This is a genomic window from Altererythrobacter rubellus, from assembly GCF_030284385.1.
In the GTDB taxonomy this organism is placed as follows: domain Bacteria; phylum Pseudomonadota; class Alphaproteobacteria; order Sphingomonadales; family Sphingomonadaceae; genus Erythrobacter; species Erythrobacter rubellus.
In genome coordinates this window covers 973,939-999,103 of sequence record NZ_CP127221.1, presented here as the reverse complement: position 1 = coordinate 999,103, position 25,165 = coordinate 973,939, and the positions used below count along the sequence as shown (strand labels likewise).

25 protein-coding genes and 1 other RNA gene are annotated in these 25,165 nt (G+C 58.4%); 14 read left to right on the top strand and 12 right to left on the bottom strand.

Going from position 1 to position 25,165, the window contains the following annotated elements:
- Window positions 1–129: 129 nt before the first annotated feature.
- The 4 genes from ndk to QQX03_RS04955 all read right to left on the bottom strand — a co-directional run bounded on the left by ndk (window position 130) and on the right by QQX03_RS04955 (window position 2,729).
- Window positions 130–552, bottom strand: a complete 423-nt coding sequence (gene ndk / locus QQX03_RS04970; RefSeq protein WP_285976761.1) for a nucleoside-diphosphate kinase — start codon at window positions 550–552, stop codon at window positions 130–132.
- Window positions 553–640: 88 nt separating this feature from the next.
- The gene (locus QQX03_RS04965; protein ID WP_285976760.1) at window positions 641–1,102 is read right to left on the bottom strand and encodes a DNA polymerase III subunit chi; all 462 of its coding nucleotides are present in this window, start codon (window positions 1,100–1,102) and stop codon (window positions 641–643) included.
- Window positions 1,099–1,251 carry a DUF2256 domain-containing protein gene (locus QQX03_RS04960; protein ID WP_285976759.1) on the bottom strand — a complete coding sequence of 51 codons (153 nt, stop codon included), beginning with the start codon at window positions 1,249–1,251 and terminating at the stop codon, window positions 1,099–1,101. Before QQX03_RS04960 ends, QQX03_RS04965 begins: the two co-directional genes overlap by 4 nt.
- An 11-nt stretch (window positions 1,252–1,262) precedes the next feature.
- Window positions 1,263–2,729 (bottom strand): leucyl aminopeptidase, encoded by a 1,467-nt coding sequence (locus QQX03_RS04955; RefSeq protein WP_285976758.1) that lies wholly within the window; start codon window positions 2,727–2,729, stop codon window positions 1,263–1,265.
- 113 nt (window positions 2,730–2,842) lie between these two features.
- Between QQX03_RS04955 and QQX03_RS04950 the strand changes: the two genes are divergently transcribed.
- The 4 genes from QQX03_RS04950 to rsmA all read left to right on the top strand — a co-directional run bounded on the left by QQX03_RS04950 (window position 2,843) and on the right by rsmA (window position 8,478).
- Complete coding sequence (locus tag QQX03_RS04950; protein ID WP_285976757.1) at window positions 2,843–5,155, top strand: LPS-assembly protein LptD; 2,313 nt, start codon at window positions 2,843–2,845, stop codon at window positions 5,153–5,155.
- 242 nt (window positions 5,156–5,397) lie between these two features.
- A complete protein-coding gene (locus tag QQX03_RS04945; protein ID WP_432762834.1) occupies window positions 5,398–6,648 on the top strand; it encodes a peptidylprolyl isomerase in 1,251 nt (416 codons plus the stop codon).
- Entirely contained in the window at window positions 6,645–7,664 is a 1,020-nt protein-coding gene (pdxA, locus tag QQX03_RS04940; protein ID WP_285976755.1) for a 4-hydroxythreonine-4-phosphate dehydrogenase PdxA, read from the top strand. The genes QQX03_RS04945 and pdxA overlap by 4 nt, the downstream gene beginning before the upstream one ends.
- Window positions 7,657–8,478: a 16S rRNA (adenine(1518)-N(6)/adenine(1519)-N(6))-dimethyltransferase RsmA gene (rsmA, locus tag QQX03_RS04935; protein WP_285976754.1), complete on the top strand. Its 822-nt coding sequence runs from the start codon at window positions 7,657–7,659 to the stop codon at window positions 8,476–8,478. Before pdxA ends, rsmA begins: the two co-directional genes overlap by 8 nt.
- Here rsmA and QQX03_RS04930 read toward each other — a convergent pair.
- Window positions 8,471–10,567, bottom strand: a complete 2,097-nt coding sequence (locus QQX03_RS04930; protein ID WP_285976753.1) for a malate synthase G — start codon at window positions 10,565–10,567, stop codon at window positions 8,471–8,473. The genes rsmA and QQX03_RS04930 overlap by 8 nt on opposite strands.
- Window positions 10,568–10,803: 236 nt before the next feature.
- On the opposite strand from QQX03_RS04930, the gene QQX03_RS04925 reads away from it, so the two are divergent.
- The 4 genes from QQX03_RS04925 to QQX03_RS04910 all read left to right on the top strand — a co-directional run bounded on the left by QQX03_RS04925 (window position 10,804) and on the right by QQX03_RS04910 (window position 14,557).
- The gene (locus QQX03_RS04925) at window positions 10,804–11,958 is read left to right on the top strand and encodes a hydrolase (protein WP_432762845.1); all 1,155 of its coding nucleotides are present in this window, start codon (window positions 10,804–10,806) and stop codon (window positions 11,956–11,958) included.
- Window positions 11,955–12,971, top strand: coding sequence for an arginine N-succinyltransferase (locus QQX03_RS04920; RefSeq protein ID WP_285976752.1), 1,017 nt, complete (start codon window positions 11,955–11,957; stop codon window positions 12,969–12,971). Before QQX03_RS04925 ends, QQX03_RS04920 begins: the two co-directional genes overlap by 4 nt.
- Entirely contained in the window at window positions 12,968–14,218 is a 1,251-nt protein-coding gene (locus tag QQX03_RS04915; protein WP_285976751.1) for an N-succinylarginine dihydrolase, read from the top strand. The genes QQX03_RS04920 and QQX03_RS04915 overlap by 4 nt, the downstream gene beginning before the upstream one ends.
- 84 nt (window positions 14,219–14,302) lie before the next feature.
- On the top strand, window positions 14,303–14,557 hold the full coding sequence (locus QQX03_RS04910; protein ID WP_285976750.1) for a hypothetical protein: 255 nt from the start codon (window positions 14,303–14,305) through the stop codon (window positions 14,555–14,557).
- A 3-nt stretch (window positions 14,558–14,560) separates the two neighbouring features.
- Here the strand turns inward: QQX03_RS04910 and QQX03_RS04905 are convergent, their stop codons facing one another.
- The 3 genes from QQX03_RS04905 to ssrA form a co-directional block, all read right to left on the bottom strand.
- Window positions 14,561–15,721 (bottom strand): SO2930 family diheme c-type cytochrome, encoded by a 1,161-nt coding sequence (locus tag QQX03_RS04905; RefSeq protein ID WP_285976749.1) that lies wholly within the window; start codon window positions 15,719–15,721, stop codon window positions 14,561–14,563.
- Window positions 15,718–16,953, bottom strand: a complete 1,236-nt coding sequence (locus QQX03_RS04900; protein ID WP_285976748.1) for a parallel beta-helix domain-containing protein — start codon at window positions 16,951–16,953, stop codon at window positions 15,718–15,720. The genes QQX03_RS04905 and QQX03_RS04900 overlap by 4 nt, the downstream gene beginning before the upstream one ends.
- Window positions 16,954–17,112: 159 nt before the next feature.
- Window positions 17,113–17,456: a transfer-messenger RNA gene (ssrA, locus tag QQX03_RS04895) on the bottom strand.
- Between the two features lie 75 nt (window positions 17,457–17,531).
- On the opposite strand from ssrA, the gene QQX03_RS04890 reads away from it, so the two are divergent.
- Together QQX03_RS04890 and QQX03_RS04885 are read left to right on the top strand one after the other, a co-directional pair.
- A complete protein-coding gene (locus QQX03_RS04890; RefSeq protein WP_285976747.1) occupies window positions 17,532–18,077 on the top strand; it encodes an NUDIX hydrolase in 546 nt (181 codons plus the stop codon).
- Window positions 18,078–18,082: 5 nt separating this feature from the next.
- Window positions 18,083–18,865: an SDR family oxidoreductase gene (locus QQX03_RS04885; protein WP_285976746.1), complete on the top strand. Its 783-nt coding sequence runs from the start codon at window positions 18,083–18,085 to the stop codon at window positions 18,863–18,865.
- A gap of 160 nt (window positions 18,866–19,025) precedes the next feature.
- On the opposite strand, the gene QQX03_RS04880 is transcribed toward QQX03_RS04885, so the two are convergent.
- The gene (locus QQX03_RS04880; protein WP_285976745.1) at window positions 19,026–19,244 is read right to left on the bottom strand and encodes a PspC domain-containing protein; all 219 of its coding nucleotides are present in this window, start codon (window positions 19,242–19,244) and stop codon (window positions 19,026–19,028) included.
- Window positions 19,241–19,363: a hypothetical protein gene (locus tag QQX03_RS04875; RefSeq protein WP_285976744.1), complete on the bottom strand. Its 123-nt coding sequence runs from the start codon at window positions 19,361–19,363 to the stop codon at window positions 19,241–19,243. Before QQX03_RS04875 ends, QQX03_RS04880 begins: the two co-directional genes overlap by 4 nt.
- A gap of 69 nt (window positions 19,364–19,432) precedes the next feature.
- Here QQX03_RS04875 and QQX03_RS04870 point away from each other — a divergent pair, with 69 nt between their 5' ends.
- Together QQX03_RS04870 and recF are read left to right on the top strand one after the other, a co-directional pair.
- The gene (locus QQX03_RS04870; RefSeq protein WP_285976743.1) at window positions 19,433–19,645 is read left to right on the top strand and encodes a hypothetical protein; all 213 of its coding nucleotides are present in this window, start codon (window positions 19,433–19,435) and stop codon (window positions 19,643–19,645) included.
- A gap of 116 nt (window positions 19,646–19,761) precedes the next feature.
- Window positions 19,762–20,838 (top strand): DNA replication/repair protein RecF, encoded by a 1,077-nt coding sequence (recF, locus tag QQX03_RS04865; protein ID WP_285976742.1) that lies wholly within the window; start codon window positions 19,762–19,764, stop codon window positions 20,836–20,838.
- On the opposite strand, the gene QQX03_RS04860 is transcribed toward recF, so the two are convergent.
- On the bottom strand, window positions 20,835–21,539 hold the full coding sequence (locus QQX03_RS04860; protein ID WP_285976741.1) for an arylesterase: 705 nt from the start codon (window positions 21,537–21,539) through the stop codon (window positions 20,835–20,837). The two genes, recF and QQX03_RS04860, sit on opposite strands and share 4 nt — an antisense overlap.
- A gap of 48 nt (window positions 21,540–21,587) precedes the next feature.
- Between QQX03_RS04860 and QQX03_RS04855 the strand changes: the two genes are divergently transcribed.
- Complete coding sequence (locus QQX03_RS04855; RefSeq protein WP_285976740.1) at window positions 21,588–22,292, top strand: ABC transporter ATP-binding protein; 705 nt, start codon at window positions 21,588–21,590, stop codon at window positions 22,290–22,292.
- Window positions 22,289–24,820 carry an ABC transporter permease gene (locus tag QQX03_RS04850; RefSeq protein WP_285976739.1) on the top strand — a complete coding sequence of 844 codons (2,532 nt, stop codon included), beginning with the start codon at window positions 22,289–22,291 and terminating at the stop codon, window positions 24,818–24,820. The genes QQX03_RS04855 and QQX03_RS04850 overlap by 4 nt, the downstream gene beginning before the upstream one ends.
- Window positions 24,821–24,851: 31 nt before the next feature.
- Here the strand turns inward: QQX03_RS04850 and QQX03_RS04845 are convergent, their stop codons facing one another.
- Window positions 24,852–25,088 carry an RDD family protein gene (locus tag QQX03_RS04845; RefSeq protein WP_285976960.1) on the bottom strand — a complete coding sequence of 79 codons (237 nt, stop codon included), beginning with the start codon at window positions 25,086–25,088 and terminating at the stop codon, window positions 24,852–24,854.
- Between the last annotated feature and the right edge of the window lie 77 nt (window positions 25,089–25,165).

Below are 25,165 nucleotides of genomic sequence, written 5' to 3'. Positions count from 1 at the left end.
TTCAGGTGACCCAAATCAGGATAGCTGATTGTGTCTTGCAGCGCGAATCCAGCGCTCAAGCCCCTGAATCGAAAAGGCCCCGCAGCATTTCTGCTGCGAGGCCTTTTCAAATACGCCTTGTAAGCGCGCTTAACCGACGATTTCTTCGGGTTTGAAGAAGAAGTCGATTTCGATCTTCGCATTCTCTTCGCTGTCCGAACCGTGGACCGAGTTTTCGCCGATCGACAGTGCGTGTTCCTTGCGGATGGTGCCTTCAGCGGCTTCAGCAGGATTAGTCGCACCCATGATGTCGCGATTGCGTTTCACAGCGTCTTCACCTTCGAGGACCTGAACAACAACCGGCTCACTCATCATGAAATCAACCAGCTCACCGAAGAAAGGACGCTCGCTATGAACCGCGTAAAAGCCTTCGGCCTGCTCGCGGGTCATGTGAATGCGCTTCGATGCGACAACGCGCAGGCCCGCGTCTTCGAGCATTTTTGTGATCGCACCGGTCAGGTTACGCTTGGTCGCGTCCGGCTTGATGATCGAGAATGTGCGGGTAACCGCCATGGCATGTGTTCCTTGCGAATATTTGGGGGTAATTTTGATTGCGCGCGCCACTAGCGCCGAGTTGCGTCAACTGCAAGCCCTAGCGAGCCTAGCGCCCTGCTCCGGCCCCTGCCTGCCAACGCCCGTTCTCATCCTGCTTGTGGATCTCGCGCTCAACATTTTCGGCGTCGTCCAGTTCTCGCCACAACCCGCGTGCAGCCTCCGTTGCTTCGGAATCAAAAAGCAGCAGCGCGCGCTCAAATTTCAGGGCTTCAGAGCGCCATTTCCCATCAACGAACATCACCATGCTAGCGCCATTCGCCGCATCCATGCTGTCCGATAGCAAGATTGGCTGATTGTTTGCATGAGCTGCATCGGCCTGACCATTGGCGAGGAATTCTTCTGCGCCCCCGCCGCGCCACAATTCCTTGCCGATCGCTGCGCGCTGACCGGGATTGTCACTGACAATCAGCAGCCGCTTGCCCGCTTGCAAGACCTTGCGGGCCAACATGACCGCGACCTGTTCTACCGGGTCACGGCTGAGCTGGTAGAAATCAACTCTCGCGCTCATCCCGTCGATCCCTTGCTCCTGCGGCAACGCTCCGAACAATAGAGCACATTGTCCCAGTCACGTTCCCACTTCTTGCGCCAGGTGAACGGTAGCCCGCAATGCGCACAAGTCTTGCTGGGCAGCTCGGACTTTTTGCGCATACGGGCCATCAGAAGCTGGCTTACCCCTCAGCCGTGTTGCGAATAAACGCATCAAGCAAGCGCGTGCCATAACCGGTTGCCCCCTTGTCCCACGTGCGGCCCGCCTTGTCAGAGAAAACCATGCCGGCGATGTCCAAGTGCGCCCAAGGCGTGTCGTTTTCGATGAAACGCTGCAGGAATTGCGCCGCCGTGATCGATCCGCCTTCGCGCGGGCCGATATTCTTCATGTCGCAGATCGGCGAATTGATCAGCTTGTCATATTCTGGGCCCAGCGGGAGGCGCCACAATTTGTCACCAACCTGCTTGCCCGCCGTAGCCAGTTCACCGGCCAGATCATCATCGTTGGCAAACATACCCCCATATTCCTTGCCCAGTGCGATGATCATCGCGCCAGTAAGGGTCGCCAGGTCGACAATCCGCGAAGGCTTGAAGGTGCGCTGCGTCCAAGTCAGCGCGTCGCACAACACAAGCCGCCCTTCAGCGTCGGTATTGAGCACTTCGATCGTCTGTCCGCTCATCGAGGTCACAATGTCCCCGGGGCGCTGCGCATTGCCATCCGGCATATTCTCGACCAGCCCGACCACGCCGACGATGTTGGCTTTGGCTTTGCGCTTTACCAGAGCGAGCATCGCGCCCGCCACTGCCCCAGATCCGCCCATGTCCCATTTCATATCCCACATGCCGACAGGCGGCTTCAACGAAATGCCGCCGGTGTCGAATGTTACGCCTTTGCCGACAAATGCGATCGGCGCATCGCCGTCCTTGCCGCCATTCCATTTGATCGCAAGCATACGTGAAGGCTGAGTGCTGCCCTGCCCTACTCCGAGCAGTGCACCCATGCCGAGCTCTGCCATCTGGTCTTCGTCAAGCACTGTCAGCTCAGCGCCTGTGCCTTCAAAACGCTTCTGGCACATCTCCACGAAGCTGACCGGATATAGCTTGTTGGCAGGTTCTGCTATCAAGTCTCGAGTGAATTCGACACCCTCGGCCACGGCCGCTGCTACATCCCAAGCAGCTTCGGTGCCTTCACTTGCACCCACCACAATCGCGCTCTTCAGGGAGACTTTCTGCTCATCCTTCAGCTTCGTGCGATACGCATCATGCCGCCAGCTGCGCAGACGCAAGCCAAGCAAGACAGATGCGGTTTCCGCTGCGTTCAGGCCCGCTTCGCTCAGGTCCAGCACAATCTCGCTCTCACCCGAGGTCAGATATTTGGCCGCCAGAGCTGCACCTGCTTTTTCCAACGCCTCTTCGCGTTTGGTCGCGTCTGCGCCTGTATCCCCTGCCCCCGCGATTGCCACGCGAACCGTGTGATCGCAACGTTCAACGAAGCCTTCGAAAAACTGGCCGCCGCGCCCCTTGAAACGCGCCGCTTTCGCTCCGTTAGACAGCACAGGTTCAACTGCCGCCGGCATGCTGCCTTGATTGACGACGTAAGCAATAAGGCCGGGATTAGCGGGTGAAGTGTCTGAGAATTTGATCTGCATGAAGGCTCCGGAACGATTGAATGCATGTTAGTCTACGGCCAGTTAAACACCGTTGTGGAACGGTATGGCCAATCGCGATTGCGATTAGGCGCGAGCGGTGCGATAGGCAAGCCATGTCCCTGCCTTTGCAGCATTACCTGCCTGCCCACTCACGTCTCAAATTCTCGCTTAGTGCGGTGCCCGCCGCGCTGGCTTTGTTCATGGGCGTACAGCCGGCGCTCGCGCAGGATGAAGCGGGCATCGCTCCCGACGCGCTGAAGCCGCTCGAAGAACAAGTCACCGAGCTTGATCCAGAGGCATTGCCGCCGGTTACAGACGGTCGGATCATCGCATTTGAAGCGGACAATCTCGATTACGACAACGAGAATGACGGCGAGGTCATAACTGCCAGTGGCAATGTGCTGCTTTCGAGCGAAGACCAATCTGTTCGTGCCAACAATATCCGCTGGGACCGTCAGAGCGGCACAATCTACGCCTCGGGCAATGTGCGCCTGGTCGATGAAAGCGGCAATCAGCTGTTTACGGATTCGCTCGAGCTGACCGAACGTTTCGAAGCTGGCGCGATCAACGAATTGCTGGTTTCTCTAAGGGCGGGCGGAAGATTGGCCGCGCGTGGCGGACAGCGTGCAGCTGATGGCGATGTCATCTTGAACGATGCTGCATATACGGCATGTCCAGTCACCACTCTGGAAGGTTGCGACAAAACGCCCAGCTGGCGGATCACGGCCAAACGGATAATCTACAATCCTGAAGACAGCACGGTCAGCTTTGACAGCGCCGTTTTGGAATTGTTCGGCGCACGCATTCTACCCATGCCGGGCTTGGCGTTCCGGACCGACGGCAGCGCGATCTCCGGTTTTCTGGTTCCCGATCTAAGGATATCGGAATCGAACGGCGTGGAGGTGAGCGGCGAATATTATCTGCGGCTTGCCGACAACAAGGACCTGACGCTCGGCACGCGATTCTTCACGCAGGCAACCCCGCTGGTGTCAGCGGAATGGCGCCATCTGACTAAGAAGGGTGCCTATCAGATCAGCGGATATGGAACGCATAGTCGGCGTATCTCAACCTTTACCGGCAATCCAACGACAGAGCGCGATTTGCGCGGTTATCTGTTTGCGAACGGAAGATTCCAGTTCGATCCAGAGTGGAGCCTGACCGGATCAATCCGCCTCGCGAGCGACCGCACATTCCTGCGCCGCTATGACATCAGCCGGGATGACCGATTGCGTTCGACTTTCAATATCGAGCGGACGAATGATCAGACCTATTTCTCGATAGCGGGATGGGACACTCAGACATTGCGCTTGGATGCGCGCCAGGGTCAGGTGCCGATGGCGCTGCCCGCGATCGATTTCCGTCATCGCATGGCCGACCCGGTGCTTGGCGGCACAGTTGAGCTTCAAGCCAATACTCTGAGCCTCGTGCGCGACGAAGGCCAGGACACGCAGCGCGCGTTCGCCGGTGCGAGATGGGATCTGCGGCGACTCACAGGACCTGGTCAGGTTGTGACATTCAGCGCACTTGCGCGTGGCGATGTCTATCACAGCGATGAGAACGGTTTCACCACCACGGAAATCTATCGCGGCAATGAAGGCTGGGAAGGCCGCGCGATCGCGATCGGTGCTGTGGACGTTGAATGGCCATTCGTCGGCGAAGCCTTTGGCGGAACGCAAGTATTCAAGCCCCGGCTTCAGCTGGTCGTAAGCCCTGCTATCCGTAATCTTGAAATTCCCAATGAGGACTCGCGCGCGATCGATCTGGAGGATTCCAATCTCTTCGCGCTCAACCGTTTCCCGGGTTATGACCGCGTCGAAGATGGCGTTCGCTTAACTTATGGTCTCGATTGGGAATTGCAGCGCCCCGGCTGGCGCATCAAAACCACAGTCGGTCAATCCTATCGCTTCGACACGCAGCGCGCGATTCTGCCCGATGGTACGGGATTGTCGGAACGCGTCTCGGACTTCGTCGGGCGTACAGAGCTACGCTTCAAAGACACAGTCAAGCTGACCCACCGTTTCCGCATCGACAAAGACAATTTCCAGGTGCGCCGCAATGAATTCGACGCGACTGTGGGCAACTCACGCACTTATGTCGAAGTGGGCTATCTGCGATTGAACCGCGATATCGAGGACTTTGAGGATTTGCAGGACCGCGAAGAATTACGTGCCGCGGCCCGGGTCGCGTTCGCGCGGCATTGGTCCATCTTTGGATCGGGCATCGTCAACCTGACAGACCGCAATGAAGATCCAACTTTCTCAAGCGATGGTTTCGAACCGATCCGCTCAAGGTTGGGCATCGCCTACCGCGATGAATGCCTGGAATTCGGCTTCACATGGCGGCGCGATTACGTGACTGCGGGCGACGCGGAACGCGGCGACACATTTCAGCTGACGTTTGCATTGCGCAATTTTGGCTTGCGATAAGTCCCGATAGCCCAGCTTCAACCGTTGGCAGGCGCGCTGAAAGCGGTTATCTGCCGCATGAACAGAGCGGGGCCAATCCGGCTCAGCTAGGGTTCAGCCAGTTTTTGCCAATTGGCGTGAATAGACGGGGTGAAGATGTCGCCCGCAAATGGATTGACTAAGTGACACGTAATATATTGAAAAACTGTCTTGTTTCACTTGCAGCCTTGGCATTTTTGCCGGCTTCTGCATCTGCCCAAACCTTGGACGACCCATTGGGCATTCCAGCTGATATTTCGCTGCTCGGCGAAGCTAACCCCAATGTCCGAACCGCAACTGCGATTGTAAATGGCCATGTCATTACCGGTACGGACATCGATCAACGTGTTGCTTTGGTGATTTCCGCTTCCAACAACCAGTTGTCCGAGGAAGACCTCGCGCGTCTGCGCATGCAGGTCTTGCGTAATCTGATCGATGAAACGCTGCAGATTCAAGCAGCACGATCGCAAGAGATCGAAGTGACACAGGCGGAAGTCACCGACCGCTACAATACCTTGGCGGTACAAAACTTCGGCCAGGAAGCCGGCGCGATGGACGAATATCTGATTTCGATTGGTTCGTCACCAGCTTCGCTCAAACGCCAGATCGAAGGCGAATTGGCTTGGTCGAACCTGCTTCGCCGCAACATTGCACCGTTTGTGAACGTGTCCGAGGAGGAAGTGAACGAGCTTCTCAAACGGATGGAAGAATCGCGCGGAACCGAAGAATTTCGCCTTGCTGAGATCTTCCTTGCTGCAACGCCTGAAAATCGCAACGCAGTGCTCGAAAATGGTCAGCAGATCATGCAGCAACTCCGCCAGGGCGGTAGTTTCCAAGGCTACGCGCGTCAGTTCTCGCAGGCATCGACAGCGGCCACTGGCGGCGATCTCGGCTGGCTTCGCCTTGCGCAGTTGCGCTCGACCCAACTCGAAGCGATCGTAAACGAAATGCAGCCGGGCCAATTGGTCGGCCCCGTCGAAATTCCGGGCGGCTTCTGGATTGTATATCTGGTCGACAAGCGTCAGGTGCTGATGGCTGATCCGCGCGATGCGGTGCTGAGCCTGAAGCAAATTTCGATCAGTTTCGAGCCGGGAATCACTGAGGAACTGGCAGCACAGCAAGTCCAGGCATTCTCGACCGGTGTTCAGAACATGCGCGGATGCGGTGATGCGGATGCGGTTGCAGGTTCGCTAGGAGCAAGTGTTGTAACCAATGACCAGATCCGGGCGCGTTCGCTGCCGGAGCAGCTGCAGAACATCGTGCTCAATCTTCAAGTTGGTCAGCCCACACCTCCATTCGGTTCTATCGAGGAAGGCGTGCGGGTTCTGATGCTGTGCGGTCGTGACGATCCCGAAGTGGTTGGCGGGCCAAGCTTTGACGACATGATGAACCAGCTCGAAGATGAACGGGTTAACAAACGCGCACAGCGTTACCTGCGCGATCTGCGCAATGACGCGTACATCGACTACAATTGAGCAGCACAGGCGAACATCTTCCTCTAGCGATATCACTCGGTGATCCATCGGGCATTGGGCCTGAAATCATCGTGCATGCGTGGCGCCAACGGGCAGAAATGGGTTTGAAGCCATTCGCCGTTGTTGGCGGTAGCGGAGTATTGCGCGCTGCTGCAGAAACGCTTGGTGTCGATTGTCCGATCACTCAAATCAGCTCGCTTTCACAGGCTAGTAACGTCTTTGATACCGCGCTGCCGGTGCTTGGTGACAAGGATGTCGCCTATCACCCCGGCGTCCCCAACACTGCAGGCGCAAAGCTCGCGCTCACTTCACTGGAGCAAGCCACGCAGCTGGCCGTGAGCGGCATGGCAAGCGCTGTTGTGACCGCTCCGATCGCCAAGAAGCTGCTCGAAGAAGTGGGCTTCCAACATCCCGGGCAGACCGAGTTTCTCGCGGCAGCTTGCGGATTGCCAGAGAATACCTCCGTTATGATGATGGCCGGGCCAAACCTGCGTACAGTCCCGCTGACAGTCCACTGCCCGCTGGCTGATGTTCCGAGCCTGATCTCGACCGACCTAATCGCCACACGCGGCCGCATTGTCGCCGCCGCATTGAAGCTCGACTTTGGCATCGAAAACCCCCGCATCGCCGTCACCGGGCTAAACCCGCATGCTGGTGAAGGTGGAAAATTTGGCCGCGAAGAGATTGGGACGATCGCACCAGCCATCGCTGCGTTGCAGAGCGAAGGGCTCAATGTAACCGGGCCGCATTCCGCCGATGCGATGTTCACACCGCGCGCCCGGTCAGGATATGATGCCGCGCTGTGTATGTATCACGATCAAGCGCTGATCCCTTTGAAAGCGTTGGAATTTGACGAAGGCGTGAACGTCACGCTGGGCCTGCCGATTATCCGCACATCGCCCGATCACGGAACCGCTTTTGACATCGCTGGCAAAGGCATCGCTGATCCGGGTGCAATGATCGCCGCGATCCGCATGGCCGGCGAAATGGCTGCGCGGCGCTACGCCCATGGCTGAGCTTCCTCCCCTTCGTGAAGTTATCGCCCGGCACGGGCTCAGCGCATCCAAGGCGCTGGGGCAGAATTTTCTGTTCGATGCGCAATTGCTGGACCGGATAGCCGCCATTCCGGGGGATTTGCACGGCCAGCCTGTGCTGGAAATTGGTCCCGGCCCTGGCGGTCTGACCCGCGCCTTGCTGAAGGCTGGCGCGCGCGTGACCGCGATCGAGATGGACAGCCGATGCTTGCCTGCGCTGGCCGAACTCAGCGACGCATTTCCCGATCAGCTTTCCGTGATTGAAGGCGATGCCATGAAGATCGACCATGGCCATTTGATGGGCGGAGAGCCTTTCCACGTGGTGGCAAACCTGCCCTACAATGTGGGTACGGCGTTATGCGTAAGGTGGCTCGGTGGAGAAACTTGGCCGCCGCAATGGGTTTCGCTCACACTGATGTTCCAGCAAGAGGTCGCGCAGCGGATTGTCGCCAAGGAAGGCGGAGGTGCTTACGGGCGACTTGCTGTGCTGGCACAATGGCGCAGTAAGGCCAAACTGGCGATGAAAGTGCACCGCAGCGCCTTCACACCGCCACCCAAAGTGATGAGCGCAATTGTTCATGTGACGCCGGTCAACGCACCAGAGGGTGTGAGTTCCCGCACGCTGGAACGTTTGACCGAGGCCGCCTTTGGCCAACGCCGCAAGATGCTGCGTCAGAGTTTGAAGGGTGTGCCGGGCGCGCTAGAAGCCTTGGAAAAAATCGGGATCGATCCAACTCGCCGCGCGGAGACATTGAGTGTCGACGAATTCGTCGAACTCGCCCGCGAACTCAGCTAGCCTTCTTGACCAGCCGCCACTGATGCAAGAGCGGTTCGGTATAGCCAGACGGCTGCTCCACCCCTTTGAACACCAGATCGCAGGCCGCGCGAAACGCTGGGGCATCTTCATTGCCTACCATCGGCTCGTAGAATGGATCGCCTGCGTTCTGCGCGTCGACCTTGGCCGCCATACGGCGCAGACTGTCCATCACCTGATCCTTTGTCACCACACCGTGCAACAGCCAGTTCGCCATATGCTGAGAGCTGATGCGCAAGGTTGCGCGATCTTCCATCAGGCCAACATCATTGATGTCCGGCACTTTCGAGCAGCCAACGCCTGCATCCACCCAGCGCACGACATAACCCAATAGCCCTTGGGCATTGTTATCCAGTTCCTCGCGGAGCTCGTCTTCAGACCAGTTGGTGCCCTCGGCCAGCGGAATAGTGAGCAAATCATCGAGAGGCGGAACATCTGTGACATGCGCTTGCTCTGCAAACACATCACAGGCGTGATAGTGCAGCGCATGCAGGGTGGCGGCGGTGGGCGATGGAACCCAGGCGGTGTTCGCGCCTGCTTTCAGATGACCGATCTTCTCCGTCATCATCTGCTTCATCAAATCAGGCGCAGGCCACATGCCTTTGCCGATCTGCGCGCGCCCGGAAAGGCCATGTTTGAGGCCGATCGCAACATTGCGCTTTTCATAAGCGGCGAGCCATTTGGAGCCCTTGATCTCCCCCTTGCGCATCATCGGGCCCGCTTGCATCGAGGTTTGGATTTCATCGCCTGTGCGATCAAGGAAGCCGGTGTTGATGAATACCACGCGGTCTTTCACTGCGTGGATACAGGCGCCAAGATTCGCGCTGGTGCGGCGCTCTTCGTCCATGACGCCAACCTTCACCGTGTGACGCGGCAGGCCGAGCAGATCCTCGACCGCATTGAACAGGTCATTGGTGAAGGCGCATTCTTCCGGCCCGTGCATCTTGGGCTTCACAATGTAGATGCTGCCGTGTTTCGAGTTGCCGTATTTCGCGTGACCTTCAACATCCAGTGTGCTGATCGCACTCGTGAAGACCGCATCCATAATGCCTTCGGGCACTTCGCCGCCATCGGCCAACAGGATCGCCGGATTCGTCATCAAATGGCCGACATTGCGCACAAACAGCAAGCTGCGCCCGTGCAGGCTTTGGCTTTTCCCACCCCGGTCTGTGTATGACTTGTCATCAGACAGTTGGCGGGTCAGCGTGCGGCCGCCCTTGTCAAAGCTTTCCTGCAGATCGCCGCGGATCACGCCCAGCCAATTGGTGTAGGCGAGCAGCTTGTCCTCAGCATCGACCGCCGCGACAGAATCCTCGCAATCGGCAATTGCTGTGAGCGCGCTTTCGATGATGATGTCCGCAATGCCAGCTTTATCCGTCTGGCCGACCGGATGTATAGGATCGAACACAATTTCGATGTGCAAACCATTGTTCTGGAAGAGCAAGCCACGTTCTGTCTTGCCGACATACTGACTTTCATCCTGCAATTTTCCGTCATTTTCGTCCGCCAGATCTGCCCAACTCTGGTCCACGAGCGGCAATGCGGAATCGAGAAATTCGCGACCGCGTGCAATCACTGCGTCACCGCGTGCCTGATCATACCCCCCAGGTTGCGCAGGAGTTGCGTCCAGCGCGTCTGTGCCATAGAATGCATCATACAGGCTGCCCCAGCGCGCATTGGCAGCGTTTAGCAAGAAGCGCGCATTGAGGATCGGAACCACCAGCTGCGGCCCGGCCATAGTTGCGATCTCCGCATCAACGTTCTGGCTGCCAATAGTGAAATCGTCTGGTTCCGGAACGAGGTATCCGATCTCGCGCAGAAAGGCTTGATATTCGTCTTGATCAAGTGGCTTGCCGCGGCGTTCAGAATGCCATGCATCGATCTTGGCTTGCAGATCTTCGCGCTTGGCAAGCAGTGCTGCATTGCGCGGGGCAAATACGCCCAGCAAATCCGCAAATCCCTGCCAAAACGCGCCAGCATCGCGCTCAAGCGGCGTCAGCACTTCGGTTTCAAGGAAAGTCGCCAGACGGGAATCGATCCTAATCCCGGCACGGTTCACAAATTCGCTCACTTCACGCCCTCGTACAGATAGAGCCACCGCTTTGCGCGGCAGGCAGTCATTTGAATTGTACCCGGGGAGGAGCGAGGGCCGCTATGGCCAAAGCCTTGTGCCTTTGCAACCGTACTTTCACGCGCAATCAACACACGACTTGGTCTGACGTTACGACACGGCTAGAACAGCGGGCAATGCAAGAAAATCTATCATCCAATGCCGCCGCTGTGATGGAGCGGATCGATTCAGCTGCCATGCTGAAACAGGTGCAAAGCTGGTGCGCGATCAACACCGGCACTGCCAATCTGGAAGGGCTGGCGCAGCAGGCAAGCGTTCTGGCGGAAGCCTTTTCAGCGCTGCCCGGTGATGTCGAGCTGGTTGAGCCTGCACAGGTCACAGCTATCGATTCTGCTGGACGCGAGTTTGAAAAGCCACATGGCAAACATCTGGTGTTGCGCGTGCGCGCTAAGGCCAATCGCCGCATTCTCTTCACTGGCCACATGGACACAGTCTTTCCGGCCGATCATTCATTCCAGAACCAGACCTGGCTTGATGATGATACTTTGAACGGGCCAGGCGTGGCGGACATGAAGGGCGGGATCGCCGTCATGCTGCATGCCCTTATAGCGGCGGAGGCCAGCGGCGCGATCGGATCGTTGGGTTATGATGTGTTGATCAATTCAGACGAGGAAACCGGCTCGCTTGCGTCACGCGATCTTATCGCAGAATTGGCGCAAGGCAAACTCGCGGCGCTTACCTATGAGCCAGCCGCATTGCCCGATGGCACACTGGCCCATGCGCGTGGCGGCACAGGCAATTATTCGATCACTTTCACCGGCAAAAGCGCGCATGCAGGCCGCAATCCGCATGAAGGCCGCAATGCTGTCGTCGCCGCAGCTGACCTGATCCTGCGCCTTAAAGCAATGGAGCGCGATGATATCACGATCAATCCTGCAAAACTGGAAGGCGGCGCGGCGAACAATGTGGTGCCGGACCACGCAGTGCTGCGCTTCAATATTCGCCCAAAGTCAACCGAAGCGATGGAGGGCTTTGACCACAATCTGGCCGATGTCCTGAGGCAGGTCGAAGCAGAGCACGAAGTGGGCATCCATCGCCATGGTGGCGTCACCAGACCGCCCAAGCCGGTTGATGACCGCGCGCAAGCTCTTTTCGATCTCGTCAAGGCATGCGGCGCAGAGCTGGGCCAAGACATCAAGTGGCAATCCACCGGCGGGGTGTGCGATGGCAACAATATCGCGGCTTGCGGCGTGCCAGTGGTCGATACTATGGGTGTGCGCGGAGGGGCAATCCACAGCCCGGAAGAATTTCTGATAGTGCCAAGCTTGGCAGAGCGTGCAGCGCTCTCTGCTCTGGTCATCACTCGCATTGCGAACGGAGAGCTGCATTGACTTTCCGCCTGCGCGCCGCGCGCGCCGCCGACCTGGAGCCGCTTTACGAGATGGCAAAGCTGACCGGGGGCGGGTTCACCAACCTGCCGCCTGATCGGGCAGCACTGGGCGCAAAACTGGAACGCGCGAGCGAAGCCTTCGCGAATGATGGTGATGAAATCGCTGATGAACAGTTTGTGCTGGTATTGGAGAACGCCCAAACAGGTGCAATCCGCGGCACGTGCCAATTGATGACACAAGTGGGCCAACAATGGCCGTTCTATTCCTATCGCCTGAATACCCTGACTCAATATTCGCAGGAGTTGGACCGCACGGTTCGCGCTGAATTGCTGAGCTTGGTAACAGACCTTGAAGGCTCTAGCGAAGTCGGCGGGCTGTTCCTGCATCCGAATGAGCGCGCCGGTGGGCTGGGCCTGCTGCTCGCGCGCAGCCGCTATCTGTTCATTGCAATGCATCGCAGCCGGTTTGGCGACCGTACTCTGGCGGAACTGCGCGGGATTATTGATGAACGCGGCGGCTCGCCCTTCTGGGATGGCGTGGCAGGCCGCTTCTTCGGCATGAGCTTTCAGGACGCAGACTATTTCAATGCGATCAATGGCAATCAGTTTATCGCCGATCTGATGCCCAAGCATCCGGTCTATATTGCCATGCTGAACGATGACGCGCGCAGCGTGATCGGCGTGCCGCATCCCACCGGACGCGCCGCCATGCGGATGCTGGAGAATGAAGGCTTTCGCTACGAAAACTACGTCGACATTTTTGACGGCGGACCAAGCATGATTGCCCGCACTGACGACATCAAGAGTGTCAAGGAAAGCGTGCAGCGACAGATCGCAGGCATCAACCTCGAGCAAGGCGAACGCGCGATTCTGGCCACCGGCAGGCTCAGCACTTTCCGTGCCTGTTATGGCGCGCGGGCGCTAAACCAAGACGGAACGATCTCTATCGACGCGCAAGCCGCAGATGTATTGGACGTTAAGGCTGGTGATCAGGTCTGGAGCGTGGCGCGGTGAGCGTAACCGAGATCAATTTTGACGGGATTGTTGGCCCTTCACACAATTATGCCGGACTAAGTCTAGGCAATATCGCCAGCGCGAGCCACAAGGGCGACCCGTCCTATCCGCGCGCGGCGGCGCTGCAAGGCGTGGAGAAAATGCGCGGCAATCTGGCCCGCCTTGGCGTGCAGGGTTTCCTGCTGCCCCTGCCCCGCCCCAATGACAGTCTGCTGCATTCGCTGGCTGTTGACGAGACCGCCGAGCGCGCTCTGCTCGCTGCTGCGTGGTCCGCAAGCAGCATGTGGACCGCCAATGCGGCCACCGTCAGTCCGGCTGCCGACACCGCTGATGGCAAATGCCACCTCACCCCGGCAAACCTTGTGACAATGCTCCATCGCGGCCAGGAATGGCCGGACACCAAGGCTATGCTAGACATTGCATTTGGCAATGCAGACCATTTCACAGTGCACGATGCCGTGCCGCCGACGTTCGGTGATGAAGGCGCTGCCAACCATATGCGCTTGTGCGAGAAACATGGCGAAGCGGGTGTCGAAGTGTTCGTGTATGGCAAGCAAGGCGGCAAATTCCCGGCGCGCCAGCATGAACAGGCCAGCCGCGCGGTTGCGCGCTTGCATGGACTAGATCCCACGCGCGCCGTTTTCATCGAACAGAACCCGGCAGCCATGGAAGCAGGTGCATTCCACAATGATGTGGTGGCGGTCGCCAATGAGACCGTGGTTTTCGCACATGAACTCGCCTTTGCAGATCGTCAAGGCGCCTATGACGCCATGCGCGCGGCCTTTCCCGCACTACAAGTGGTGGAAGTGCCTGATAGCGCGGTGAGCCTGGCAGATGCGATCAAGACTTACCTCTTCAACGCGCAATTGCTGACGCTGCCAGACGGCGGGATGGCGCTGATCGTGCCGGAGGAATGCCGCGAAAGCGCGAGCGTCTGGCGCTGGTGCGAGCAGATGATGGCCGGCAATGGCCCGATCCGTGAAGTGATCCCTGTCGATGTCCGCCAATCAATGGCCAATGGCGGCGGACCCGCGTGTTTGCGCCTGCGCGTTGTATGCGATCCAGCGACGGTCGACCCGCGCTTTCTGATCAACGAGGCCAAGGCCGATTTGATCGAGTCGGTGATCGCGGCGAATTGGCCGGAACAGATCGATCCCGCCGATCTGGGCAATGAAGCCCTGAAAAACAGTGTCAGATCGGCACGTTATGCACTTCTGGAAGCGCTTAACCTTACCGAACTGGGTTAACGCACTTTACACCAGAGACGCTTCGCATAGGATAACCTTTCATTCACCAGTCGCTGTCTGCGGTTGGAAGGCGAAAGGAACCGCATGCTGCGCAAGATTGGCCGGCTGTTTGTGATCAAGACGCGCTGGGAAGCGTATCTGATCATCTATGCGTTGGCCCTTGGCGCAATGACTCGCGGCGTGCATTACACGCTCGAATATCCCGGTTTTGGCGGTTATCTGTTGTGGGCAGCCACTGCCGGCGCGGTGTTCCTGGGCGGCGCGAAGATCCTCGATGCGATCACATACGAGCAGGAAAAGCGCGCAGCCGAAGCGGCAGAAACCTCTGTACACGAATAGCGCCTAAGCGCAGCTGCCATCCATCGCCGCGATCCACTCTGCAATCAGTTGCGTGCCCTCTGCATGCGATAGGGAACGCCCCAGTTCGGGCATCATGATCGAAGGGTCGGTCGATTCCATCCGGTAAGTGAAGATCGATTGATCGGCCTTGCCCGGCACAATCCCGAACAGACGCCCGCCTGTGCCCTTCCCTGCTGCAATCGGCAGTTTGCACAGGCCCAACGAAGGGCCGACCGGCGCATCATGCTCCAGCAGCAGGCCTGATGTGTCCGCCGGACCCACGCGATTATGGCAATGTGCGCAATTGATATCGAGATAGGCGCGCGCGCGGCTCTCCAATGACAGACTCGCATCGCTCCAAACCGCGTTTCGCGGCGCTTCGCCCGGTTCCGGCGCGCCGGACAGCAGGCCTAGCCTGCTCCATTCAGCCAGCTGGTTTTCCGCACCTTCCGCATAAGAAAAATCGCGGTTGAGATGCCGAGCCTTGGGGCCAATCGGCATCACTTCGCGCGTCGTCGCATTGGTCGCATGACAACCGGCACACTGGTTCGCGTTGGGCACGATGTATGTAAACTCGCTCGAAGAACCGTCTCCGCTGGTTAGCGTCAACGTCTGCGCGTCGCCGGTGCGCTTGAGCACCGCGTCTGTTTGCTCCGCATTCCAGACATAGGGCAGCGCTTCCCACCCTGCCTCTCGCCGGACGAGCAAACGCGTTTCGATCAGCCGCACATCGGCCAGCGCAAAGCCGCTGTTCAAACGCTTGGCAGTCGTGTCATCCGCCAGCAGAACCGCGTCGCCTTCGCGCGGGTAATAGAACGTCTTCGAGATGACCGTGCCAACCGGGAAGTCGAATGTCTCTTCGCCATCGTATTTCGCCGCCTCGCCAGCGGGCAGCCACACCGTGCGCAACTTGTGTGTGTAGTCGGTGAAGAGTGAGGAATTAAGATCATAAGCGGTCACGCGGTCGTTCAGTACCAATCCGCCATCCGCAACCCGCAACAGGTTCCACTCGCTCAGCTTCTCAGGTCGCCCCTCGGCGTGGAAAACCGGCACAGTCGACGCAATTACTTCCGGCCCGCCCTGCGTGGTCTCTCCGCACGCAGACAGCGCCAGAGCCGCGCCAGCCGCCGCTGCCAGCAATCCAGCACGCATTGTCTCGATCATGCGTCAGCGTTCTCTAACTTGACAGCAGGAAGCTTGGGCAGTGTGCACCGGTGATCGGCATCTTCGGTATTGGGATTGGCGAATTCATTCGGGCCATCGACATTGATGATTCCCACGCTGCTATCCTCAATGCAGATCCGCTGATCCACCGGCAGTTTGCCATTCACCACCTTGTCCGGATTGACGAAGCCATCCCACAGCACGTCAGGGAAGCTGCCGTTAATGCCGAACATCATGGTCTTTAGAGCCTTGAGATCGAGCCCGTCAGGCGAATCGCCCCCGCCTTCCAGCGTGTTGCCGTAGATGTAGATGCCTTCAGGATATGGATCGTAGTTCGGCTGAGCGCTGAGGCCGGAATAATTGGTCGAAAAGACACTTGAGATGATGATATTGGCGGTCTGGTTATTCCTGATTTCGTTATCGAACACTTCAACCTTGTCGTTGGAGGTGATGACGATGCCAGAGCCAGCAGGCACACTGGCCACTGGGGTGCCTTCATGGCCGAAGTTCTCTGTGTTGTTGTCCACCACCCGATTGTTGAACACGCGGGTGCGCTCTCCCAGCTGGGGCAGGTTGGGCATGTTGAACACCAGGATACCGCCGGTGTTATTAGTCGCGACATTTTCGTAGACATCGGCATCGACAGTATTTTCGATCTCAATCCCGGCGACGTTCCATTCCGCGCGGTTGCGGCGCACGATGACATTGGCGGACTGTCCGACATAGATGCCTGCGTCTGACGCGCCGATTGCGACATTGTCTTCCATCAGCACATTGGTCGTCTGCACGGGATAAATGCCGTAAGCGCCGTTTTCGGTCTTGTAGCCATCAGTCCATTCAGTGCGCACACCGCGGATCGTAATGTTGTTGCCTTCACTGATTTTCAGCGCATCTCCGATGGTGTCTTCGATCGCCAGCCCTTCGATTTTAAAGTCGGACGCGGTAACGAGCAGCCCTTCCGCGCCAGATACCTGCCCTTTGAATGACAGGATCGACTTATCCATGCCGGCACCGCGAATGGTCACGCCGTCGACCGTCAGGCTGAGGCTGCGCGTTATCGGAAATTTGCCTTCGGGGATCGTGATGACATCGCCCGGCTGCGCATCAAGCAGTTGCGCCATAAGCACTTCTTCATAGCCCGGGTCGCCCAGCGGCATTTCATCGGCAGATTCCTGAGCAGAACATGCAGCAAGCGCGAATGACAACGCCGTGACGGCAAATAGCTTCTTCATTGTGATCCTCTCCCGGCGCTTGAACACAGCTCAGCGCCATCAATCCCGAAATGAAACTGGAGCAGTTTGCAAAACTTGGCAAGGCCATGAAGAGGCCGAGAGTTGGAATGGTAATGGGAACAGGTGGGGGGTTCTGTTGCTAGGCCCCCCCGGGCCCCCGGAATCCGCTTCTGTTGCCCGGTGGGTCCAACCGCGCTTTAGCTTTGTAAATTCAGACCGTTAGGCCTTAAAATTACGCTGCAACTGCGAGTGCTTCATTATCATTGGCACTTGTGTGTAATGAGCCTTTAACGGGGTTTCTCAACCCGGACGAAAACAACGCTTTTCAACACACGTCGATCCTAGTTCGGCCCCGTCAGAACACCCTGATTTCAGGGCTTTATGGTGGAGCCGCCGGGTACTGCCCCCGGGTCCGTTGTGCCTATTGCACGCCGCAATTTATCGTCATAGTCGGCCGAAACCGACGCGCCCTATATAGGCGCATTCAGCTTAATGGGAAGTGATCAGCTCAAAAAGCGCGATGAAGATGACCAGAACGAGTTGCCTGATCGATTGATTGAAGTTTAAGACCCCGCTCCATGAGCGATACAGACGCGAGCAAGCCCGAAAACATCGAGTGGCAGGGCAAATTCATCACCACCAAGACCCGCGGCCGCTGGGAATATGTTGCCCGCACCCGAGGCATTCGTGCCGCTGCGATCATCGCGATAGATGACGGCCACGTGATCTTGGTCGAGCAGTATCGCGTACCGCTAGGCAAGATATGCCTGGAAATCCCAGCTGGCCTGATCGGAGACGACGAAGGCAAAGCAGGCGAATTGGCCGAAGACGCTGCCAAGCGCGAGTTGGAAGAGGAAACCGGTTATCGCGCGGAACGCATGGAGAATCTGGGCGAGTTTTACTCCAGCCCCGGCATGGTCTCTGAAAGTTTCACTCTGTTGCGCGCGCATGGTCTTACGAAAGTGAGCGAGGGTGGCGGAACCGCCAGTGAAGACATCACGGTGCACCGCGTAAACTTGCGTGACCTGCCGCAATTCGTTGCAGATTGGCGCGCAAAGGGCCACGGTGTGGATGTACGTATCGCCATGTTGATGGCTGCGACCGGACTTATCAGAGAGGATTGAAACAAATGGCTGGAAGATGTGCGGGCAAGCTCGCTTTGGTGACTGGCGCGGCGCAAGGCCTTGGCGCTGGGCATGCGAGGCGGCTAGCAGAAGAAGGCGCGCGCGTTCTTTGTACCGATATCAATGGTGACGGTGCGCAGGCGACCGCTGCTTCAATTGTCGAAGAAATGGGTGCCGGCCACGCATATGGCATCCAGCATGACGTAACCAATCCCGATGATTGGGAGCGCGCGATCGAAACGGCAGATGCAGAACTTGGCGGATTGAATGTCCTCGTCAACAATGCCGGCATCGGCGTTGCCGGCAATATCGAGACCTGCAAGTTCGAAGACTGGCAGCGCTGCTTTTCCGTCAATGTCGATTCGATTTTTCACGGCTGCCAGAAGGCCTTGCCGCTCATGCGCGAACATGCGCCCGGCTCTATCATCAACATCAGCTCGATTGCCGGCTTGATCGCCAGCGACACGATGCCGGCCTACAACGCGTCAAAAGCGGCCGTTTGGATGCTGTCCAAATCGATCGCGCTGCATTGCGCCAAGAACAATATGCAGATCCGCAGCAATTCCATCCACCCGACTTTTGTCGACACGCCGATCCTGGACGGGACAGCAAAGGCACATAGCCTCGACAAGGATGTTTTGCTGGAAAAACTGGCGCGTCAGATCCCGTTGAAGTTCGTCGGCGAACCCAACGATATCGCCAACGCAGTGGTCTATCTGGCAAGCGATGAAAGCCGCTTCATGACAGGCGCTGAGATAAAGCTGGATGGCGGTATCTCCGCGATGTAATTTTTCCTTGGTCGCGTGTCCGAACCGAAAAACCGGTTCCCACTTTTTCTGGCCACGCTCTGGAATCAAAAGAGGGGGCCAAGTGGCCCCTCCAGGTTTATTCAGATTGTGAAGGCGTGGCTGCCCTTAAAACCGGGTCAGCTCATGGTTGCCACGCCTCTTAGTCAGCGATCAGTCCGATCGCGAGGTAGATCAGGATGAAGCTGCCGAAGCCTACCAACGTGCCGAGCACGAAGCCAAGGCGAACGATCAGCGGGTCAATCCCGAAGTAATTACCGATGCCCGAACATACGCCCATCAGCTTGCCATTGTACTTGTCGAGGTGGAAGCCAGCGTTGCTGGGCGGACCACCGGCGGTGTTATGGTCGATCTGGCTCATGCGACACCTCCGGTGAACGGAGTAGCGTAGTCAACGATTGTCAGCATCATGACAGCGCAAAGCGCGAGTGACGTGGTGGCTGCGATCAGGCGGTTGCCAATATCAGAACCGGAAAACATGATTAAACTCCCTGTGAAACTTGTGTTGGATCGGCCAGCGATCAAGCAAACATCCTTGGGCTACCGGGGATGATGGTTGCAGCCATTACTGAAGCTGAAAGAACCAGCGAAAATGCGGCTGCGAAGACCTTGTTTGTGGTTTCTGCGTTGAAGAACATGGGGGCTATTCCTTTTTCAATTTGCTCTGGCGAACCATTTCGCCGAATGCCCAACACGCGGCAGGGACCGTGCCAGTTTCGAAAAATGGCGGAATTTTGCGGTTTTCCGAATATTCGCTCATGAATGCTTCGTTCATCAATCCGAAAGGTTAGTGCTTTTTCCCAACATTCGGGATTGGTGATTTCTTAGTGCTGCACGATGGTCAATTCGCGGCGAAATGCTAAGCGATGCAATGTAATATGGCGCTTGATCGCATCGCCCTTTCCCATTTTCGCAACCACCGCCAGACCGAGCTGCGCGGGACAGCGCAACTCAACCTGTTGTGGGGAGAAAACGGCGCGGGCAAAACCAATATCCTTGAGGCGATCTCTCTGCTTGCCCCCGGCCGCGGATTGCGGCGTGCGCCACTGTCAGACTTGCCCGGGCAGCAAGGGGAAGGCGGTTTCCAGATCGGCTCCAGCCTGATCGAGCAAGGGCACGAAAGCGCGCGGCTCGGCACCTATGTTGAAGCAGATCGTCCCGGACGCCGCCTGGTCCGTGTCAACGGCGCAGAGACAAGCGCGCAGTCCTTAAGCGAATGGCTCGCAATCGGATGGCTGACCCCGGCGATGGACGGGTTGTTCATGGACAGCGCGGGCGCACGGCGGCGTTATCTGGACCGGTTGGCGCTTGCATTGCGGCCTGATCACGCTCGCCATGTCTCACGCTATGAAACCGCTCTGCGCGAGCGGAACAAGCTGTTGGAGGAGAACCGCGAGGCAACTTGGCTCGACGCAATCGAAGCGCAGGTCGCCGAGCATGGTGCAGCCATCAGCGCCAATCGCGCGGAACTGGTGGCAACGCTGACGGACGAACTTACCGCCCTGCCCGACGCTCCTTTTGCCAAACCAAACCTGACCTATCTGCCCGGCGGCCCGGCCGGGCGCGAGGAACTGCGCGCAGAGCTGGCCCGCACCCGAGGGCGAGACCGTGCGGCGGGACGCACCCTCACCGGTCCGCATCGCGACGAATTGGACGTGGTGATGGCTGGCAGCGGTCAAGCCGCCGCGTCCTGCTCAACTGGCGAGCAGAAAGCGATGCTGATCGCGCTGACACTGGCGCATGCCGTGCTGGCAGCGGAGGGGCGCCCCGGCGTCCTGTTGCTCGATGAGGTCGCCGCACATCTGGACCCTGTCCGGCGGGCCGCGCTGTTCGAGCGTCTGCGGATGGGCAAAGCGCAAGTCTGGCTGACCGGGACGGAGGCCGGCCCGTTTGAGGATATTCTCGAAGAAGCCGCTGTGTGGCTGGTTAGCGGCGGAACAGTGGAGCGAGTCTAGCCTTCATCGTCAGGCAAGGCGCCCTGCACTTGCTCGACTGTCGCCCCCACAAGCCGCTCAATCCCGATTTCAGTCGGATGAATGCGGTCAGACTGAAACAACGTCGGGTCCTGATAGATCGATTCCAGCCAGAACGGGATCAGCGCAGTGCCATATTCGCGCGCAAGATCGCTATAAAGTGCATCGAATTCAGCCTGATATTCAGGGCCATAGTTTGGCGGCGCACGCATTCCCATCAGCAGCACCTGAATGCCGCGTCGCTGAGCTTTCTCGATCATCGCGGCAATGTTAGCTCGCGTTTGATCCGGCGAAAGTCCGCGCAGCAAGTCGTTGCCGCCCAGCTCAATGATCACTAGCTCGGGCTCATAGTCCTGCGCGTCCAGTGTAAAAGCAAAGCGCTGCAATCCAGCCGCGCTCGTATCGCCCGAAATGCCGGCGTTGGACACGCGCGCATTTACGCCCCTCGCCCGCAATGCATTCTGCAATTTCGAGGGATAGCTATCTTCCTTGTCGACATTGTAGCCAGCGAACAGGCTGTTGCCGAACGCGACAATATCCATTTCAGGGCCCATGACGGGAACCGGAGGCGCCTCTGCAAGTTTGGAGTCCGAACCCGTGCTTGCTGCCCCCTCAGCAGGCACTTCGCTGCTGCAGGCCGCCAGTGAAAGGGCCAGTATGATCGACCAAACGCCTTTTTGCATCTGCGAGTCTCCTTGTGCGGATGCAACCCCTATGCGAATGCGACCCCTGTGACCAAGCCCCCTCTCGCAATTTCCGCCCGAAATCTCACTCTAACGCTGGGCAGCAGTGCCGCGCCGGTTGAAATCCTGCGCGGGATCGACCTTGACGTTGCGCAAGGAGAGATCGTCGCGCTGCTCGGCGCATCCGGTTCTGGCAAAAGCTCGCTGATGGCGGTGCTTTCCGGACTGGAGCGCGCCAGTGGCGGCAACCTGATCGTGGCAGGTGAAGACTTCACCAGCATGGATGAAGATGCGCTGGCGCAGGCCCGCCGTGGCCGCATCGGCATTGTACTTCAGGCGTTTCACTTGCTGCCAACCATGACAGCCGCTGAAAATGTTGCCACGCCGATGGAATTGGCTGGCACCGAAGGCGCAACGGCTCGCGCCGAAGCGGAGCTTACCTCTGTCGGTCTGGGCCACCGGCTGCACCACTATCCAACCCAGCTTTCCGGCGGAGAGCAGCAGCGCGTAGCGATTGCGCGCGCGATCGCGCCACGCCCGCAGCTGATCTTTGCCGACGAGCCGACCGGCAATCTGGACGCGACAACCGGGCAAGACATCATCGAATTGCTGTTCGCACGCCGCGCAGAGACCGGCGCGACACTGTTAATGATCACGCATGATCGCGCACTGGCTGAGCGGTGTGAGCGCGTGGTCACGATGGCAGACGGCGTGATCGTTTCTGACACCGCCTCTGCCAGCACAGCAGCATGACCGCCGCATCTGCCACTCCGATGAGCTGGGCGATGGCCTGGCGCATAGCCAAGCGCGATCTCAATGCGCGCTTCAAGGGCCTACGCCTGCTGCTGGTGTGCATATTTCTGGGTACGGCGGCGCTTGCTGCGATAGGAACGCTGACAGCTGCGATCGAGCGGGAACTGGCCAATCGCGGGCAGGAGCTGCTCGGCGGCGATCTGGAAGTCGAAGTCTGGCAGCGCGATCTGACCGACGAAGAGAAGACGGGGCTGGGTCAGTACGGCACGCTATCGGGCGGCACGCGAATGCAAGCCATGGCGAGTACCGATGACGCAGCAGCGCCAGTGCAACTGAAAGCCGTCGATGAACGCTGGCCGCTGTATGGTGTACTTACTTTGGCAGATGGGCGCGAAGCGGGCGCCCCCGCCGCTGGCGAAGCATGGCTTGGCCAAGGCGCGCTGGACCGGCTCGACATCAAATTGGGCGAATCATTCCGCGTTGGCACAGGTACTTTGACCGCTGCCGGTGTGATCGCGAACGAGCCGGACCGTTTATCGGAAGGCTTCCAGCTAGGGCCGCCTATCATTGTCGCTGCGGATTATCCACTGCGTGCGGGCCTGATCGCGCCCGGCGCGCTTTATGAAAGCAAATACCGCATCGCCTTCGACAGCGGGCAAGAACCCGATGCAGTGCGCGAACAGCTGGAAGAGCGTTTCCCCAATTCAGGCTTCGATTTCCGTGATCGTGACCGCGCATCTCCCGGCGCAGACCGGTTTGTTAGCAATATGAGCGATTTCCTGACGCTGGTCGGATTGGCCGCACTGGTAATCGCCGGAATCGGCATAGGTGGCGGCGTTTCGAGCTATCTTGACGCTCGGCGCAACTCCATCGCGACATTCAAGGTGCTGGGCGCTTCCAGCCGAGGCATTGTAAAGATCTACGCACTGCAAATCGGCGCGGCGGCGCTTGTCGGCAGCTTGGCAGGCATCGCCACCGGCGTTCTGGTCACCCCGCTGCTTGGTACGGCACTCCAAGGCCTACTGCCGGTTGAAGGCGGGTTTGTGATCGAGCCCGCTCCTCTCTTGCTCGCCGGCGCTTACGGCCTATTGGTCGCGTTCTCCTTTGCTGCAACGCCGCTGCTGCGCGCAAAAACGTTTCCGGCGATGGCGCTGATGCGGGCACGCGTTTCCCCCCTCGCCCGCGATCTGCGTGCTCTCGTCTGGACTGGCCTTGGCATCGTCGCCATTTGCGCGCTGGCTTTGCTGACAACCAATCAACCCATGCTTTCAGGTGGCTTCCTGATCGGTGCTGGTGGCGCGTTGATCGCGCTGGCCCTGATCGGATTTGCGATCCGATTGGCAGCTAGGCGTGCACCGCGCACGAGCAACCCTTTGCTGCGTTCAGCAGTCGCCAATCTGCACCGTCCGGGCGCGCCGACAGGGGCGCTTGTGACGGCTCTGGGCTTTGGCCTGGCGTCCTTTGTCCTGCTTGCAGCCATCCAGAGCGCGATTAACGGCAATATCGAAAGCCGCGTGCCGCAAGAAGCGCCCGACTATTTCGTACTCGACATCCCGCGCGATGGCGAAGCCGATTTCCGCAATCTAGTGACCAATCTCGACAGCGAAGCCACGATCCGCACAGTACCTGCCTTGCGCGGCTCTGTGCTGGCATTTGGCCCACAGGATGACATGGTCCGCGTTGCAGACCTCGAGAAAATACCCGATGGCGCTTGGTTCCTGCGTGGTGAGCGGGGCCTCACCTATACAGACACGCTACCACCAGGAAATTCACTGGCTGAAGGTGAGTGGTGGGACGAAAGCTATGACGGCGAACCGCTCGTCTCTATCGAGGCTGACGCGGCGCGCGCGGCTGGGCTTGAAATAGGCGATTACATCACGATCGGCGTGTTGGGCATCGAGCGCGATGTCCGCATTGCAAACCTGCGCGTAATCGATTGGGAGAGCATGGGCTTCAACTATGCGCTGGTCTTCAGCAGCAATGCCATTGCCGATGCTCCGCACAATCTGGCAGCCACAATCGAGCTGACCGATGACAGTCAATCGGGCGCCCTGCTGCGCCAGATGGTTGCAACTTTCCCTTCAAGTTCCGTGATCGAAATCGGTCAGGTGCTGATCGAAGCTCGCACAATTCTTGAACAGGTCGGCGCAGCGACGCTTGCGGCGGCTTCTGTGGCGGTGTTGGCTGGTCTTGCTGTGCTGATGGGCGCCATAGCGGCTGCGCGTGCTTCGCGTACCTATGACACCGTCGTTCTGCGCGTTATGGGCGCCAGCCGGCGTCAAGTTTTGGGTCTGCAGCTCGTGGAGTATGGATTGCTGGCGCTACTGCTGGCTGCAGTGGCGTTAGCGCTTGGGTCAACACTCGCGTGGTTTGTCATCACCCAACTGTTTGAGTTCGACTGGCTGCCGGACTGGACGCAAGTGCTCAGCGTGCTCGGCATCGGATTGGTCCTCGTGCTGGCATTCGCAATAGGCGGGTCGCTCCCCTTGTTAAGAGCAAAACCCGCCCAAGCGCTTAGAGAGCTCTAGGAGCGGGCCAGAGCCCGCTCCTAACAATCAATCAGTCAAATACTGTCGGGTCGACGGAGCCTTCGCCCGGGCGCCCCTTTACCACCAATGTGCTGCAGATCATGTCATGCAGGCCTTGCTTGCGCTCTGTGAAGGCAACCATGATGTGGCCGATGAGCAAGACTATTCCGGACAGAATCTTGGCAAAGTAACGGCCAAGCGCACGCAGCCAGGTAATACGGTTGCCGTTCGTATCAGTTACGATGATGCCCACTGCGATCTTGCCCAGTGTGCCGGCAATTCTTGCAAAATCAATAAAAAGGGGCCGGTTTTCACCGACCCCCTTAAACTCAAACCAAGTCCGTG

Excerpts from the sequence above, each read along its gene's own strand:
- ndk (WP_285976761.1), bottom strand. The coding sequence starts at position 552 with ATGGCGGTTACCCGCACATTCTCGATCATCAAGCCGGACGCGACCAAG.
- QQX03_RS04965 (WP_285976760.1), bottom strand. The coding sequence starts at position 1,102 with ATGAGCGCGAGAGTTGATTTCTACCAGCTCAGCCGTGACCCGGTAGAA.
- QQX03_RS04960 (WP_285976759.1), bottom strand. The coding sequence starts at position 1,251 with ATGGCCCGTATGCGCAAAAAGTCCGAGCTGCCCAGCAAGACTTGTGCG.
- QQX03_RS04955 (WP_285976758.1), bottom strand. The coding sequence starts at position 2,729 with ATGCAGATCAAATTCTCAGACACTTCACCCGCTAATCCCGGCCTTATT.
- QQX03_RS04950 (WP_285976757.1), top strand. The coding sequence starts at position 2,843 with ATGTCCCTGCCTTTGCAGCATTACCTGCCTGCCCACTCACGTCTCAAA.
- rsmA (WP_285976754.1), top strand. The coding sequence starts at position 7,657 with ATGGCTGAGCTTCCTCCCCTTCGTGAAGTTATCGCCCGGCACGGGCTC.
- QQX03_RS04925 (WP_432762845.1), top strand. The coding sequence starts at position 10,804 with ATGCTGAAACAGGTGCAAAGCTGGTGCGCGATCAACACCGGCACTGCC.
- QQX03_RS04910 (WP_285976750.1), top strand. The coding sequence starts at position 14,303 with ATGCTGCGCAAGATTGGCCGGCTGTTTGTGATCAAGACGCGCTGGGAA.
- QQX03_RS04905 (WP_285976749.1), bottom strand. The coding sequence starts at position 15,721 with ATGATCGAGACAATGCGTGCTGGATTGCTGGCAGCGGCGGCTGGCGCG.
- QQX03_RS04900 (WP_285976748.1), bottom strand. The coding sequence starts at position 16,953 with ATGAAGAAGCTATTTGCCGTCACGGCGTTGTCATTCGCGCTTGCTGCA.
- QQX03_RS04890 (WP_285976747.1), top strand. The coding sequence starts at position 17,532 with ATGAGCGATACAGACGCGAGCAAGCCCGAAAACATCGAGTGGCAGGGC.
- QQX03_RS04885 (WP_285976746.1), top strand. The coding sequence starts at position 18,083 with ATGGCTGGAAGATGTGCGGGCAAGCTCGCTTTGGTGACTGGCGCGGCG.
- QQX03_RS04880 (WP_285976745.1), bottom strand. The coding sequence starts at position 19,244 with ATGAGCCAGATCGACCATAACACCGCCGGTGGTCCGCCCAGCAACGCT.
- QQX03_RS04875 (WP_285976744.1), bottom strand. The coding sequence starts at position 19,363 with ATGTTTTCCGGTTCTGATATTGGCAACCGCCTGATCGCAGCCACCACG.
- QQX03_RS04870 (WP_285976743.1), top strand. The coding sequence starts at position 19,433 with ATGATGGTTGCAGCCATTACTGAAGCTGAAAGAACCAGCGAAAATGCG.
- recF (WP_285976742.1), top strand. The coding sequence starts at position 19,762 with ATGGCGCTTGATCGCATCGCCCTTTCCCATTTTCGCAACCACCGCCAG.
- QQX03_RS04860 (WP_285976741.1), bottom strand. The coding sequence starts at position 21,539 with ATGCAAAAAGGCGTTTGGTCGATCATACTGGCCCTTTCACTGGCGGCC.
- QQX03_RS04850 (WP_285976739.1), top strand. The coding sequence starts at position 22,289 with ATGACCGCCGCATCTGCCACTCCGATGAGCTGGGCGATGGCCTGGCGC.